The sequence below is a fragment of the Enterobacter asburiae genome (assembly GCA_011754535.1).
Lineage (GTDB): Bacteria > Pseudomonadota > Gammaproteobacteria > Enterobacterales > Enterobacteriaceae > Enterobacter > Enterobacter cloacae_N.
Genome location: JAAQVN010000001.1, coordinates 1,154,053 through 1,167,805, shown reverse-complemented (window position 1 = coordinate 1,167,805; position 13,753 = coordinate 1,154,053). Strand labels below are relative to the sequence as shown.

The 13,753-nt window shown below is 57.4% G+C and carries 14 protein-coding genes and 1 other RNA gene; 4 read left to right on the top strand and 11 right to left on the bottom strand.

The window, feature by feature from the left end; genetic code table 11:
- Positions 1–89 precede the first annotated feature (89 nt).
- Positions 90–1,160 (bottom strand): substrate-binding domain-containing protein, encoded by a 1,071-nt coding sequence (locus tag HBM95_05375; protein ID NIH42369.1) that lies wholly within the window; start codon positions 1,158–1,160, stop codon positions 90–92.
- Between the two features lie 76 nt (positions 1,161–1,236).
- Entirely contained in the window at positions 1,237–1,848 is a 612-nt protein-coding gene (locus HBM95_05370) for a hypothetical protein (protein NIH42368.1), read from the bottom strand.
- A gap of 87 nt (positions 1,849–1,935) precedes the next feature.
- Here HBM95_05370 and HBM95_05365 point away from each other — a divergent pair, with 87 nt between their 5' ends.
- Positions 1,936–3,357, top strand: a complete 1,422-nt coding sequence (locus HBM95_05365) for a PLP-dependent aminotransferase family protein (GenBank protein NIH42367.1) — start codon at positions 1,936–1,938, stop codon at positions 3,355–3,357.
- Between the two features lie 81 nt (positions 3,358–3,438).
- Here the strand turns inward: HBM95_05365 and HBM95_05360 are convergent, their stop codons facing one another.
- The 3 genes from HBM95_05360 to ffs form a co-directional block, all read right to left on the bottom strand.
- Positions 3,439–3,654, bottom strand: coding sequence for a hypothetical protein (locus tag HBM95_05360; protein ID NIH42366.1), 216 nt, complete (start codon positions 3,652–3,654; stop codon positions 3,439–3,441).
- Complete coding sequence (locus HBM95_05355) at positions 3,651–3,902, bottom strand: hypothetical protein (protein ID NIH42365.1); 252 nt, start codon at positions 3,900–3,902, stop codon at positions 3,651–3,653. Before HBM95_05355 ends, HBM95_05360 begins: the two co-directional genes overlap by 4 nt.
- 260 nt (positions 3,903–4,162) lie before the next feature.
- An RNA gene (gene ffs, locus HBM95_05350) (signal recognition particle sRNA small type) lies at positions 4,163–4,259 on the bottom strand.
- Between the two features lie 169 nt (positions 4,260–4,428).
- Here ffs and HBM95_05345 point away from each other — a divergent pair.
- The gene (locus tag HBM95_05345) at positions 4,429–4,740 is read left to right on the top strand and encodes an MGMT family protein (GenBank protein ID NIH42364.1); all 312 of its coding nucleotides are present in this window, start codon (positions 4,429–4,431) and stop codon (positions 4,738–4,740) included.
- Between the two features lie 33 nt (positions 4,741–4,773).
- On the opposite strand, the gene HBM95_05340 is transcribed toward HBM95_05345, so the two are convergent.
- Positions 4,774–5,301, bottom strand: coding sequence for a glycoprotein-polysaccharide metabolism protein (locus tag HBM95_05340; protein NIH42363.1), 528 nt, complete (start codon positions 5,299–5,301; stop codon positions 4,774–4,776).
- 203 nt (positions 5,302–5,504) lie between these two features.
- Here HBM95_05340 and tesB point away from each other — a divergent pair, with 203 nt between their 5' ends.
- A complete protein-coding gene (tesB, locus tag HBM95_05335; GenBank protein ID NIH42362.1) occupies positions 5,505–6,365 on the top strand; it encodes an acyl-CoA thioesterase II in 861 nt (286 codons plus the stop codon).
- A gap of 286 nt (positions 6,366–6,651) precedes the next feature.
- On the opposite strand, the gene amtB is transcribed toward tesB, so the two are convergent.
- From amtB to HBM95_05310, 5 genes are all read right to left on the bottom strand, one after another.
- A complete protein-coding gene (gene amtB / locus HBM95_05330; GenBank protein NIH42361.1) occupies positions 6,652–7,938 on the bottom strand; it encodes an ammonium transporter AmtB in 1,287 nt (428 codons plus the stop codon).
- 35 nt (positions 7,939–7,973) lie between these two features.
- Entirely contained in the window at positions 7,974–8,312 is a 339-nt protein-coding gene (glnK, locus tag HBM95_05325; GenBank protein ID NIH42360.1) for a P-II family nitrogen regulator, read from the bottom strand.
- A 220-nt stretch (positions 8,313–8,532) separates the two neighbouring features.
- A complete protein-coding gene (locus HBM95_05320) occupies positions 8,533–10,314 on the bottom strand; it encodes a SmdB family multidrug efflux ABC transporter permease/ATP-binding protein (GenBank protein ID NIH42359.1) in 1,782 nt (593 codons plus the stop codon).
- Complete coding sequence (locus HBM95_05315) at positions 10,307–12,079, bottom strand: SmdA family multidrug ABC transporter permease/ATP-binding protein (GenBank protein ID NIH42358.1); 1,773 nt, start codon at positions 12,077–12,079, stop codon at positions 10,307–10,309. The genes HBM95_05320 and HBM95_05315 overlap by 8 nt, the downstream gene beginning before the upstream one ends.
- 30 nt (positions 12,080–12,109) lie before the next feature.
- The gene (locus HBM95_05310; GenBank protein NIH42357.1) at positions 12,110–12,568 is read right to left on the bottom strand and encodes an Lrp/AsnC family transcriptional regulator; all 459 of its coding nucleotides are present in this window, start codon (positions 12,566–12,568) and stop codon (positions 12,110–12,112) included.
- Positions 12,569–12,683: 115 nt separating this feature from the next.
- On the opposite strand from HBM95_05310, the gene HBM95_05305 reads away from it, so the two are divergent.
- Positions 12,684–13,730: a PLP-dependent cysteine synthase family protein gene (locus HBM95_05305; protein ID NIH42356.1), complete on the top strand. Its 1,047-nt coding sequence runs from the start codon at positions 12,684–12,686 to the stop codon at positions 13,728–13,730.
- Positions 13,731–13,753 lie beyond the last annotated feature (23 nt).

The window sequence follows — 13,753 nt, the reverse complement described above, 5'->3', positions numbered from 1 at the left end:
CGAAGCGCTCACAATTTTGGTTAACATGCCCTGGCGCCCGGCGACGGTAAAGCGTTGAATCACGGGGTAGCGAGTCCGATCACAAAGTTTTATTTGCGGGCAAGCTGCTCGGCAAGGAGTGCCAGGCTTCTGAGCTGCTGCGCCAGATCCTCTCGTTCGACCTGCTTCGGGGTGCGGCGCGCGCTGGAGTGGCGGGTAACCAGCGTCACCGGCAGCTGAACCTGCCAGCATTCCTCGTCCCCGGAGGGGTCCAGCAACCACTGCACGCTGCGCTCGCCCGCCTCGCGAAACGCCTGACGAATGGTCGTCAGCGGTGGGGAAAACCAGGCGCTGTCGGCCGTATCGTCAAACCCGACCACCGATATCTGACCGGGAACAGCGATCCCTTTTTCCGCACAGGCGCGCATCACCCCAAGCGCCATCTGATCGTTCGCCACCAGAATGGCATCCGGTAATACCGCCCCCGAGAGCAGCACGTGTCCCTTCTCATAGCCGCTGGCCGCGCTCCAGTCACCGTAAGCTACCGCAACCGCGTCAAGACCTGCCTGTGCCAGCGTTGCTTTCCACCCCGCCAGACGCGCGCGCGCGGAAACCGAGCTTTCCGGCCCGCTCAGCAGGGCAATATGCCGATGCCCCAGCGAAAGCAGATGTTCAACGCCCAGGCGCGCCCCTTCCCCGGCGTTAAACACGAGGCTATTTACCTGTGCTGACGGCGACACGTCGAGGAACAGCACCGGTACAGGCGTCGCCAGCGCCATGAGCTCTTCGGCGAGCGGATCGTCAAGCGGCACATTTACCAGCAGCGCGTCTACCCGCTGCGCCAGCAGCGCCTGAAGCGCGGCCTGGCACTGATGAGGCTGCTCCACCATGGAAATCAGGACGCTCGCCCCCTGCTCTGCAGCCCGGGATTTTACCGCCGACACAATTTGCGAGGGCGCATGCAGCGCCAGATCGGTGGTGATGAGGCCCAGAGTACGGGTGCGTTTACCCGCCAGCTGCTGCGCCCGCAGGTTGGGGACGTAATGCAGCTCCGCCATCGCCTGCTGCACCTTTTCACGCGTGCGGGCAGAGACGTGCTCCGCGTCGTTAATCACGCGGGAAACGGTCTGATAAGAAACCCCCGCAAGGAGGGCAACATCATAGAGTGTGATTGCTTTCATGCGTTCCGGCATCGCTATTTTCGAAGCGTCTATTCTGGCACAGCAATGCCGTTAAAGCATGTGAGCGCTTCGCAAATCAAACAACCCGCTCCGGCTGCGGTATTTTCTCACCGCGCGGCTTCTGGCGGAACCAGGGCAAGCAGAGCTGAATAAGCGGGCCAATGGTCAGAGCGTACACTACGGTCCCCACCCCAAACGAGCCCCCCAGCACGCACCCAATCAGCAGGACGGACACTTCGATGGAGGTACGCACGCTGCGAATGGACCATCCCAGCCGGGCATGAATGCCGGTCATCAGGCCGTCGCGCGGGCCAGGCCCAAAACCGGCGCCGATGTACATGCTGGTGGCAATCGCGTTCATCACGATGCCCGACACCAGGAAAGCGATGCGCACGGGTAACGAACTCAGTTCGGGGAGCAGCGCCATACTGGCGTCCGCCGCCAGACCAATACAAATTACGTTGCTGATCGTGCCAAGACCGGGCATCTGACGCAGTGGGATCCACAGCAGCAGCACCGCAGCACCGGTCAAAATGATCACCGTCCCGATGCTCATACCCAGCTGAATTCCCACGCCAAGATGAAACACATCCCACGGATCGACCCCCAGATCGGCGCGAATAAACATCGCGGTTGAAAGCCCATACAGCCCTAAACCGACATAAAGTTGTAGCAGACGACGTACCATTTTTTATCTTCTCCAGTGAACCCGACTTTCATCCTGACCCAAAATGGCACTAAGATTAATGTCCAGTTTTTAAATAGTGGACTGCATATGTCATCACGCCGCTTCGGAAGCCAGTCTTTGGTGCGCCTTTTAGGGCACTGGCAGCAAACCTCATCCCGCACGCCGCTCTGGCGCCAGCTGGCTGACGCGCTGCGCCTGTTAATCCTTGATGGCCGGCTGGCGCTGCACACACGCCTGCCGGGCGAACGGGAACTGGCCGCGGCGCTGAACGTGAGCAGAACCACCGTCAGCAGCGCCCTCACCCACCTGCGTGAAGAGGGATACCTTGAAAGCCGCCACGGCAGCGGGTCGCGCGTCATACTCCCGAATGCGCGCGCCGTTCCCACCCTTTCAGCGGCGAGCGCCGCCCTGGATCTCTCCACTGCCGCCCTCAATGCCGGACCGGAGATCCACCAGGCTTACACCCATGCGCTCACGGCCATTACCCAGCACCTCTCGCTGACGGGCTACGATCAGCTTGGGCTTCCTGCCCTGCGTGAGGCGATTGCGGCACGCTATACCGCGCGGGGTCTGCCTACCCGCGCAGACGAGGTGATGGTGGTCAACGGTGCCGTCAGCGGGTTTGCGCTGGTGCTGCGGATGATGACCGGGCCGGGGGACCGCGTCGTGGTCGATCATCCCACCTATCCGCTGGCGATTGCCGCCATTCAGGGGGCGCAGTGTCGGCCTGTCGGGGTGTCGCTGCCGGAAACCGGCTGGGATACGGATGGCTTTGCCGCAACGCTTGCCCAGACGGCGCCGCGCCTGGCCTATCTGATGCCAGATTTTCACAACCCAACCGGGCGATGTATGGATATCGCCACCCGTCAGGCTATCGCCGATATTGCTGCCCAAACCCGCACGGCGCTGGTCGTGGATGAAACAATGGTCGATCTCTGGTTTGATTCGCCTCCGCCACCACCGCTGGCATCGTTTAACCCACAGGCCAACGTAATTACGTTAGGCTCTACCGGAAAAAGCTTCTGGGGCGGTCTGCGTCTTGGCTGGATCCGCGCCTCCTCGCGCACCATCGCCACCCTTACCCAGACGCGCGATACGCTGGATCTAGGCTCGCCGCTGCTGGAGCAGCTGGCGACGCTGTGGCTTATCGACAACAGCGAACGTTTTCTTCCCGCTCGCCGCAAGATGCTGGCGGAACGCCGCGATCGCTGCAGTGACCTGCTGCGAGAACATTTCCCGGAGTGGAAGTTCCATGAGGCGGAAGGCGGGCTCTCTTACTGGATTGAGCTTCCAGGCATGATGGGGACACAGCTTGCCGCACGGGCAGAAATCATCGGGATTAACCTGGGAACCGGGACGCGGTTTGGCTTATCGGGGGCGTTTGATCGCTTTTTACGTATGCCCTTTTCGCTGGAGCCAGCGGAGCTGGAAGCGGCGTTACTGCGGATTAAACCATTATGGATCGCGCTAAATTCAAATACGCCAGCAGTCAAACGCAGCCTGGTTTAATATTCAAATTTTGAACTGGATCATAAAATAAAAACTGCTGACTGTAATATATGCAGTCAGCAGTTTTCACTGGTCAGTGATTTAGTGTTGAGGAGGAATCGGGAAGCCTTTCAATGAAATAACGAAGTTATCACCGTCTTTCTTTATTTTTGCACCAGTATCACACCAGTCAGACGCAATACGAAAGAACTCATCGCTTCCAACATTCCAGCCAAGACGTACATGCTTCACGTAGCCTGAACGCAACAGATCGCAGGCCTCGTTGTAGTCACTGGCAGTTGACAGTTGTTGTTTCATTTTCTCTTCTTCAGAAGTTTACGTAGCGCCTTGATTTCTTTAGGAGTAAAAGGAGAAACACTCTCTTCTTCCGTATGCTGATTATCAATATCCTCTTCCGATACTCCCGCCTCTTCTACTGCTTCAAACGCCAGCAGCAGCAGTTTCTCTGTGGTCACGCTTAAATTCTCGTTATTTACTTCCGCATAGTGGCGGAGTCTTTCTTTTAGCGCTTCGTCAATTTTAACATTTAAAACTGCAGTAGCCATGTTTGTCACTTCCCTTCGGAATAAGTACTTTATTTAATACACGAAGTTATCACTGTTATCCAGTTCTATATTTTTTTGAGTTTTGACGAAAAATAGACGTCCAATTATAAAATGCCAGTCTATTATTACAGGTTTATGACAATAATATTTCAAAGCGATGAAATATATATTACATGGTATAGGCATTCTATTTTTGTGGAATAAAGGCTAAAAAGAGACGGAAACAGGAAAGATCGGATGAGGCCAGAAATGGGTGGGGGCCCTGCCAGCTACATCCCGGCACCCACGTCGTCTGCCCTGGCTGCTTCCTTCCGGACCTGACCTGGTGAACAGAGTAGCGTTGCGGGAGAACCAACAGAGCCCCCATTGAGAGCGTTGATAACCAACGCGCTGGCGCATTATCCCTGCGCAAAGCCTCAATTGCAAGCGACCACAAACCGGATGCTGGTTTCTTGCGCAAACAGACGCAGCAAACACGACGATCTTCGTTTACCATGACGGTCCAGACAACCCTACAGGTGAAGGTATGGACGAACACGACTCCTTTCCACAGCGCGTATGGCAAATCGTGGCCTCGATTCCGGAAGGCTACGTCACCACTTACGGTGATGTCGCACGGCTGGCCGGTTCTCCCCGCGCGGCGCGACAGGTTGGAGGCGTTCTGAAGCGGCTGCCGGAAGGGAGTACGCTGCCCTGGCACAGGGTGGTGAACCGTCATGGCGCCATCTCGTTAACCGGGCCGGATCTCCAGCGTCAGCGTCAGGCATTACTTTCAGAGGGTGTGCAGGTGTCAGGAGCAGGACAGATTGATCTACAGAAGTACCGCTGGGTGTATTAAACCCTCCCCCGAAGGAGAGGGTAATAGCAACAATTACATCTGAGTCGGTGGGGTTGGCAGGGACGGCTGATTGGTCTGTGGAGCAACCGGGACTTCGGTTTGCTGCACCGGTACCAGATTCAGGTCAATTTTGGTTCCACCGTGATTAATCGCTTCCTGAACCGTATCGGTGATAAAGACAAGCTTGCCGTTGATGGTTACCGCTGCGCTCAGCAGGATACGGGCATTCGGCTGCACGTCTGACGGGTTATACGGCAACACGAAGCTAAACGGAGCCTGCTTACCTTCAGTACGGACCGCACGCTGGGCCAGAACTTTCGACGGTGCGTCGGCCAGGGAAGCATCAGACAGCGTTACCGTTAATACCGCATCCGGCGGCAGCGCGACTCTCTGTTTAATCCAGATTGTACCGGAAACGTTAGGCTGCTGAATGGATTGCTGTGAAAGGGTATTAATCCCGTTCGGATCTGCAGCTGGCACCGGCACCTGGGCGCTCTTACCGGTACAGGCGGACAACGCCACCGCAATAGCTACACCACTTAGCATGGGCACGAGTTTCATTGAAGTCTCCTTATCATCAATGCACCAGCGGGATCGATCCCATCCGATGTCGTTTCAATCACATAACGTTTTTAAGTGTGGCACAGATCACCGATTAATGCCTAAAAACGTACCGACATTCAGATTATTCTACCCATCGGACCACTTTCATTTCTGCGTTATACTCTGCCTATCTTTCGCTGCGGCGTTTACTGAGGGCAACTATGAGTCAGGCACTGAACAATCTGCTGACATTACTGAATCTGGAAAAAATTGAGGAAGGACTCTTTCGCGGACAGAGCGAAGACCTGGGCTTACGTCAGGTGTTCGGCGGGCAAGTCGTCGGACAAGCATTGTACGCTGCAAAGGAGACTGTCCCTGCAGACCGTCTGGTGCACTCATTCCACAGCTATTTCTTACGCCCTGGCGACAGTGCTAAACCGATCGTGTATGACGTTGAAGTTCTGCGAGACGGCAACAGCTTCAGCGCTCGCCGCGTGGCGGCCGTTCAGAACGGTAAGCCGATCTTTTATATGACCGCCTCTTTCCAGGCACCGGAGCCGGGGTATGAGCATCAGAAAGTGATGCCGCCAGCACCGTCGCCTGACGAACTTAAGTCAGAGACCGATATCGCCCGCGCGCTGGCGCATCTGCTTCCGCCGCAGGTTAAAGAGAAGTTTCTCTGCGATAAGCCGCTGGAGATCCGCCCGGTTGAGTTCCATAACCCAATGAAAGGCCATACCGCCGAGCCGAAACGCCAGGTCTGGATCCGCGCCAACGGTACCGTGCCGGAAGATTTCCGCGTGCATCAGTATCTGCTGGGCTACGCGTCAGACTTCAACTTCCTGCCGGTTGCGCTACAGCCGCACGGCGTTGGCTTCCTTGAAAAAGGGATGCAGGTCGCGACCATCGATCACTCCATGTGGTTCCATCGTCCGTTCAATATGAACGAGTGGCTGCTTTACAGCGTGGAGAGTACCTCAGCGTCGAGCGCTCGCGGGTTTGTGCGTGGAGAGTTTTATACTCAGGACGGCGTGCTGGTCGCTTCTACGGTGCAGGAAGGGGTAATGCGTAATCGCGGTTGATGTTGTGCGGCCTGATGCCCTCACCCTGCCCCTCTCCCACAGGGAGAGGGAATACACATTAAAAACGGTAACCAAAGGTTACCGTTTTGCTTTTACCTTGTGCGGCCTGATGCCCTCACCCTGCCCCTCTCCCACAGGGAGAGGGAATACACACTAAAAACGGTAACCAAAGGTTACCGTTTTGCTTTTACCTTGTGCGGCCTGATGCCCTCACCCTGCCCCTCTCCCACAGGGAGAGGGAATACACACTAAAAACGGCAACCAAAGGTTACCGTTTTTCTGTTTATTAGGCGTTATACGCATTCTCGCCGTGGCTGTTGACGTCCAGACCTTCGCGCTCCTGCTCTTCCGGTACGCGCAGACCAACCGTCATATCCGCCAGCTTATAGCCGATGAAAGCGACAACGGCAGACCACACCACGGTGATAGCAATACTTTCCAGCTGCACCAGCACCTGATGAACCATCGTCACGCCTTCTGCGTAGCCCACGCCACCGAGCGATTTCGCGGCAAAGATACCGGTCATGATACAGCCGACGATGCCGCACACGCCGTGCACGCCAAATACATCGCATGGGTCGTCAACGCGCAGCACACGTTTCAGTGCGGTAACGCCCCACAGACCCGCAAGACCCGCGACCAGACCCACCAGCAGCGCACCGCCTACGCCGACATAACCACACGCAGGGGTGATACCAACCAGACCGGCAATCGCACCTGAACAGGCACCCAGCAGGGAAGGTTTACCGCGTACCGCCCACTCGCCGAATACCCAGGAGAGGATCGCACCCGCCGTGGCCACAACGGTGTTCACGAAGGCCAGCGCGGCGATTTCGTTTGCTGCACTGGCGGAACCGGCGTTGAAGCCAAACCAGCCAAAGTAAAGGATAGCCGTACCGGTAAACACCATCGGCAGGTTGTGCGGTTTGAACGCTTCTTTACCGAAGCCCACTCGTTTGCCAATCAGGTACGCCCCCACCAGACCCGCTACCGCGGCGTTGATGTGTACAACGGTACCGCCCGCGAAGTCCAGCGCGCCGTGCGTTGCCAGCAGACCACCGCCCCAGACCATGTGCGCAATCGGCACATAGGAGAGGGTCAGCCAGACCACCACAAAGATCAGGACGGCAGAGAAACGAATGCGCTCCGCCAGCGCGCCAACGATCAGCCCGACGGTAATGCAGGCGAACGAGCCCTGGAACGCAACGTGAATATACTGATAGAAACTGCCCATCAGCGCGGTCAACTCAATATTTTTCAGCATCACCCAGTCGAAGTTACCAAAGAAGGCGTTGCCGGTGCCGAAGGCCAGCGAGTAGCCGTAAACCACCCACAGCACGCAGACCAGCGCGAACGTCACGGCAACCTGCGTCAGCATGGAGAGAACGTTTTTGCCGCGGATCAGGCCGCCGTAGAACAGCGCAATGCCCGGGATAGACATGAACAGTACCAGCGCGGTGCTGATCATCATAAAGGCGTTATCGGCCTTGTCAGCCACGGCAGGGGCAGCCAGCGCCAGGCCCGGCAGCAGTGCCAGCGAACCCAGACCCGTTTTAAGTGTTGCTATCTTCATTTTCTTGATCCCTATCACTGTGTGCCAGGCGTTATTTACAGTGCCGCTTCGTCAGATTCGCCGGTACGAATGCGAATGACGCGCTGCAGTTCGGCAACGAAAATTTTGCCGTCGCCAATTTTGCCGGTGTAGGCCGCTTTGCTAATCACATCAATCACTTCATCAAGCTGATCGTCAGCAATCGCGACATCAATTTTTACTTTTGGCAGAAAGTTAACGCTGTATTCCGCCCCGCGGTAAAGCTCGGCATGACCCTTCTGACGACCAAAGCCTTTCACTTCGGTGACAGTCAGTCCCTGAATACCCATTGAAGACAACGCTTCACGCACGTCTTCGAGTTTGAATGGTTTGATTACCACCGTAACCAGCTTCATAGATCCCCTCCAGTCAGAATTCGGTAATGGCCGCAGCTCACGCAGAAGGTATTGCAAGGGGTGTGCCAGAAATGAAAACGAGGGGGGAAAGCGGTGCGACGAGCGTTACGCCGTCTTCATTAACGAACCGGCGAAAAAAAACGCACCATGTCGGTGCACGGTGCGTTTCAGTATTGCACCAACAGGAATGACTGTTAGCGCGTTGCTTTGTTTTGGTGCATCAGGCGCTGAGCGACTCTTCATCACGCACGCTGGCGGCCAGCTCTTCGCCCGCAAGCTGAAGCTGGTACATCTGCCAGTAGCGTCCTTTAGCTTCCAGCAGTTCACGGTGCGTGCCGCGTTCCACGGCTTGTCCCCGGTGCAGCACCAGAATGGTATCGGCATCGACAATGGTGGAAAGGCGGTGGGCAATCACCACCAGAGTCGTATGATCGCGCACGGCGGCCAGCGCCTGCTGGATGGCCTGCTCGGTGCCGGAGTCAATGCTGGCCGTCGCTTCATCCAGAATCAGCACCTGCGGGGTTTCGATCAGCACCCGCGCCAGCGCGAGAAGCTGCTTTTGCCCCACGGAGAGGTTGTTCCCCTGCTCGCCCAGCTTCGTATTGATCCCATCGCTAAACCCGCGCGCCAGTTCTGCCAGCTGCACTTTTTCCAGCACGTCCCAGACCTGCTCCTGGGTATAGTCCCGCCCCAGGGTCACGTTGGCGTAGAAGGTATCGGCCAGAACGACCGGATCCTGCTGCACCATCGCGACGCCTTTACGCAACACGTTGTGGCTGAGAGACGCGAGCGGGCGTCCGTCGAGGCGAATTTCGCCTTGCGTGACCGGGTAGTAGCCCATCAACAGGCTGGCAAGCGTGCTCTTGCCGCTGCCCGTATGCCCTACCAGCGCAACAAAACCGCGCGACGGAACATCCAGCGTAATGTCCTGCAACACCAGCCGGTCTTCGCGATAGGCAAACGAGACGTTATCAAAGGCAATATCCCCGCTTTGCAGAGGTCGCTCATCATTGCCGTAGGCCTGGCGCGGTCTGTCCATCAGCTCAAACACTCGCTCACCGGCGACGACCGCCTGCTGCAGCATCGATTGCTGGGTAGTGAGCTCGATCAGCGGCTCGTTAAGACGTCCGAGATAGCTAATAAAGGCGTACAGCACGCCGACTTCAATCGTACCGCTAGAGCTCAGCCCAAAGAGCATCAGCAGCCCGCAGAGTACCAGAGCAGAGAAAAGGCTGAGCAGCGGACGGAGCAGGAAACCGTCCAGGCGCAGCGTCTGCATACGCGCCATGTAGTGCGAACGGCTGGCTTCCCCCATCCGCTCGCCAAAGCGGGCCTGCTGGCGGAACTGCTGGATGACGCTCATGCCGTTAATCACTTCGTTGAAACCATCGTTGATGTCGGCCAGATAGGCGCGAACCCGGCGCACAATCGGCGTGCTGTATCGCTGGTAGATCACCATCACGATCAGCACCGCCGGGAAGATGGTAATCGCCACCAGCGCCATGCGCCAGTCGAGGCTGAACATCGCCACCAGCATCGCGCCAATCAGCGCCGCGCTGCGTAACACCGTCGCGACCACGGTGACGTACAGATCGCGGATCACCTCGGTATCGTTGGTCACGCGCGAAATCACCTGCCCGACCGGCTGGATATCAAACTCGCTGAGCGGCTGGCGCAGCGCCGCGTCCATCACATCCGTGCGCAGCTGCTGAACGACGCCCACGGCTGCACGGTTAAACAGCAGCGACTGCGCATAGTGCAGCCCTGCCGCCGCCAGCTGCAGGCCAACGTAGGCCACGCCTAAGCCCGCTACCAGCCCCAGCGGCAGATAGCTTTTGGCGACCATGTTGTCGATAAAATAGCTGATGAGCAGCGGGCCGCTCACCTCAGCAATCGCCGCAATCCAGAGTAAAAGCACGGCCACGGAGAGCGGTTTACGCCACGGCGAGCCGTAAGCCAGCAGACGTTTGAGCGTCGGCCACATCGTTCCGAGCTTACGCATTGGCGGCCTCCTCATCCTGTCCCGGCGCATCGTCCAGCGCCGCCTCAAGCTGTTGATAGCGATACATATCGCGGTACCAGCCCGGCTGTTCGACAAGGGCTTCATGCTGCCCACGCTGGGCAATGTGCCCGTGCTGTAAGACCAGAATTTCGCTGGCCTCAGTGAGCGCTGACAAACGGTGGGCGCAGATAATCACCGTGCGGCCGTCGCCCCACTGGCGCAGGTTATGCAGAATCTGATGCTCGGTACGGCCGTCCACGGCGGAAAGCGCATCGTCCAGGATCAAGATTTCAGCATTCAGCAGCAGCGCGCGGGCAATCGAGATCCGCTGTTTCTGCCCGCCGGAGAGCATGACGCCACGTTCCCCGACTTCCGTTTCATAGCCCTGCGGCAGGCGCAAAATATCGTCATGTACGCTGGCTAAGCGCGCCACGTGTTCGATCTCTTCCTGCGTCGCCGACGGATGACCAAGAGCAATGTTATTCGCCACGGTGTCCGAAAATAAAAACGGCGTCTGGCTGACGACCGCCAGGCGACCGCGCCACTCGTCCAGCAGCAGGTTCGTCAGGGAGATATCATGGAAACGAATATCGCCCTCGGTGACGTCAAAGTGGCGCTGCAGCAGAGAGAGAACGGTACTTTTACCGGACCCCGTTGGGCCGCAGATGCCCAGCATCTGGCCCGGCTGCAGCGTAAAGCTAACGTTTTCCAGCACCGGATGTTCCGTTTGCGGATAGACAAATTTACGAACGTCGACGTTCATGACGCCGCGCCCTTCCGGCACCGCTTCGCTGCCGTCATTGACCACCGGGGCTTCGGCCAGCATGGCGCGAATGCGGCTGTAGGCGGCGCTGCCGCGCTCAACAATGTTAAACATCCAGGCCAGCGCCAGCATCGGCCAGATCATTAACCCCAGATACATCGCAAAGCTGGTTAATTGCCCCAGGGTCAGCGTGCCCTGCACCACCATCCAGCTCCCGCCGCCAATGGCAAGCAGGTTTGCCATGCCGATTGCGATATAAATCGTCGGGTCAAACCGGGCGTCGATACGCGCGACGCGCATGTTCTTCGTCCCCGTGTCCGCCGCATCGGCGGCAAACAGCGCGGACTGCCTGTCCTCCAGGCCAAACGCTTTGATCATGCGGATGCTGGTCATGCTCTCCTGGGTGCGATCGTTCAGAGATGAAAACGCCGCCTGCGCCAGCTTGAAGCGCTCGTGCAGCTGTTCGCCGTAGCGATTGATCGCCAGCGCCATCAGCGGCATCGGCAGAAGCGCCAGCAGGGTCAACTGCCAGCTGATCTGCGTGGACATGACGATCAGCACCGCGCAGCCCATCACCAGCGAGTCCACCAGCGTCAGCACCCCTTCCCCGGCGGCAAAGACCACGCGATCGACGTCGTTAGTCGCGCGAGCGATAAGATCCCCGGTGCGGTGGCGGAGATAAAACTCAGGATGCTGTCGGCTCAGCTGGCGGTAAAAATCTTCGCGCAGCTCAACGGCCAGCTGATAGGACGCACCAAAAAGCAGCACGCGCCAGACGTAGCGCAGGAGATAAACAATGACCGCCGTCAGCACCAGCGTGCCGACCCACATCAACACCCGTGCGGTGGTGTAATGCTGTTCAGTGACGCCATCCACGACGTAGCCCACCACCTTCGGCGGGATCAGCTGCAAAATGGCAATGATAATAAGCAGGGCGACTGCACCGAGGTAGCGTTGCCACTCCCGACGAAAGTACCAGCTTAATTGGGCAAATAATCGCACGCGGTTTGTTCCTGAAGGTATTTTACGAAGTTATTCAATGGGTAATGCTGTGGTGTACTTTATCTGTTCCATGGCGAAGCTTGAGGTGACGTCCGACAAGCCCGGGACGCTGTTCACCAGCCTCTTGTAGAAGTCATCATAGCGCTTCATGTCAGCCACCTGGACGCGCATCAGGTAATCGTACTCGCCGGCCATACGCCAGAAGCCGAGCACCTCGGGCATCTCAGATACCTGAGTGACGAAGCGGCAATACCACTCGCTGCTGTGGTGTTGAGTTTTTATCAGCACAAATGCCGTCAGCCCAAGCCCCAGTTTTTCAGGATCGAGTAACGCGACGCGGCCCAGCAGAATACCGTCATCTTCCAGCTTTTTTAGGCGCTTCCAGCACGGTGTGGTGGTCAGATTAACGGCATCTGCCAGCGCCTGCAAAGAGAGGGTACAGTCACTTTGCAGCAATGAAAGGAGCTTGCGGTCAATTTTATCTAGCATACCCACCTCACAGAGAAAATTTTTCTCCCTTCATTCTATTTTAAAGGCCAGATAGCAACAATTTTTTCTGTGCTTTTCGCTATGCTGGGCACAAAATGACAAACGGATAACTACGATGAATAGCACCTGGGTTAAACATGCCATCAGTGAAATCAATGCCGACTATCAGCGCTCGGCGGATACGCACCTGATTCGCCTTTCCCTGCCGGGATTTGACGGTATTCAGCTCTACCTGAAGGATGAAAGTACCCATCCTACCGGTAGCCTGAAGCATCGCCTGGCGCGCTCCCTGTTTTTATACGGTTTATGTAACGGCTGGATTAAAGAAGGCACCACCATCATTGAATCCTCATCTGGTTCAACGGCGGTGTCCGAAGCCTATTTTGCCCGCCTGCTGGGCCTGCCGTTTATCGCCGTGATGCCCTCCTGCACCGCAAAACGTAAAATCGAGCAGATCGAATTTTACGGCGGACGCTGCCACTTTGTGGAAAGCGCCTGCGAAATCTACGCCGCCTCTGAAATGCTGGCCCGCGAGCTAAACGGCCACTATATGGACCAGTTCACCTTCGCCGAGCGCGCAACGGACTGGCGCGGCAATAACAACATTGCCGACAGTATTTTCCGCCAGATGACCCACGAGCCGCATCCGGTTCCGTCGTACATTGTGATGAGCGCCGGTACCGGCGGCACGTCAGCCACTATCGGACGTTACATCCGCTGTCAGGGCTACGATACCCAGCTGATGGTGGTTGACCCGCAGAACTCCGTCTTCCTCGACTACTGGCAAAGCCGCGATGCCGGCCTGCGCAGCCCGGTGGGCAGTAAAATTGAAGGGATTGGGCGCCCGCGCGTGGAACCGTCGTTCATCCCGGATGTGGTGGACGAAATGCTTCGCGTGCCGGACGCTGCCAGCATCGCCACCGCGCACTGGCTGGAGACGCAGCTCGGCCGCAAGGTTGGTGCATCAACGGGCACCAACATGTGGGGCGCACTGCAGCTTGCGGCACGCATGCGCGAGGAAGGCCGTACCGGCTCCATCGTCACGCTGCTGTGCGACAGCGGAGAGCGCTATCTTGAAACCTACTACAATGCGGAGTGGGTACAGGCCAACATCGGCGACATCACCCCGTGGAAAGCGCAGATTGCGCAGCTGCTGAAATAAAAAAAAGCCAGACCGAAGTCTGG

Excerpts from the sequence above, each read along its gene's own strand:
- HBM95_05375 (NIH42369.1), bottom strand. The coding sequence starts at position 1,160 with ATGAAAGCAATCACACTCTATGATGTTGCCCTCCTTGCGGGGGTTTCT.
- HBM95_05370 (NIH42368.1), bottom strand. The coding sequence starts at position 1,848 with ATGGTACGTCGTCTGCTACAACTTTATGTCGGTTTAGGGCTGTATGGG.
- HBM95_05365 (NIH42367.1), top strand. The coding sequence starts at position 1,936 with ATGTCATCACGCCGCTTCGGAAGCCAGTCTTTGGTGCGCCTTTTAGGG.
- HBM95_05360 (NIH42366.1), bottom strand. The coding sequence starts at position 3,654 with ATGAAACAACAACTGTCAACTGCCAGTGACTACAACGAGGCCTGCGAT.
- HBM95_05355 (NIH42365.1), bottom strand. The coding sequence starts at position 3,902 with ATGGCTACTGCAGTTTTAAATGTTAAAATTGACGAAGCGCTAAAAGAA.
- HBM95_05345 (NIH42364.1), top strand. The coding sequence starts at position 4,429 with ATGGACGAACACGACTCCTTTCCACAGCGCGTATGGCAAATCGTGGCC.
- HBM95_05340 (NIH42363.1), bottom strand. The coding sequence starts at position 5,301 with ATGAAACTCGTGCCCATGCTAAGTGGTGTAGCTATTGCGGTGGCGTTG.
- tesB (NIH42362.1), top strand. The coding sequence starts at position 5,505 with ATGAGTCAGGCACTGAACAATCTGCTGACATTACTGAATCTGGAAAAA.
- amtB (NIH42361.1), bottom strand. The coding sequence starts at position 7,938 with ATGAAGATAGCAACACTTAAAACGGGTCTGGGTTCGCTGGCACTGCTG.
- glnK (NIH42360.1), bottom strand. The coding sequence starts at position 8,312 with ATGAAGCTGGTTACGGTGGTAATCAAACCATTCAAACTCGAAGACGTG.
- HBM95_05320 (NIH42359.1), bottom strand. The coding sequence starts at position 10,314 with ATGCGTAAGCTCGGAACGATGTGGCCGACGCTCAAACGTCTGCTGGCT.
- HBM95_05310 (NIH42357.1), bottom strand. The coding sequence starts at position 12,568 with ATGCTAGATAAAATTGACCGCAAGCTCCTTTCATTGCTGCAAAGTGAC.
- HBM95_05305 (NIH42356.1), top strand. The coding sequence starts at position 12,684 with ATGAATAGCACCTGGGTTAAACATGCCATCAGTGAAATCAATGCCGAC.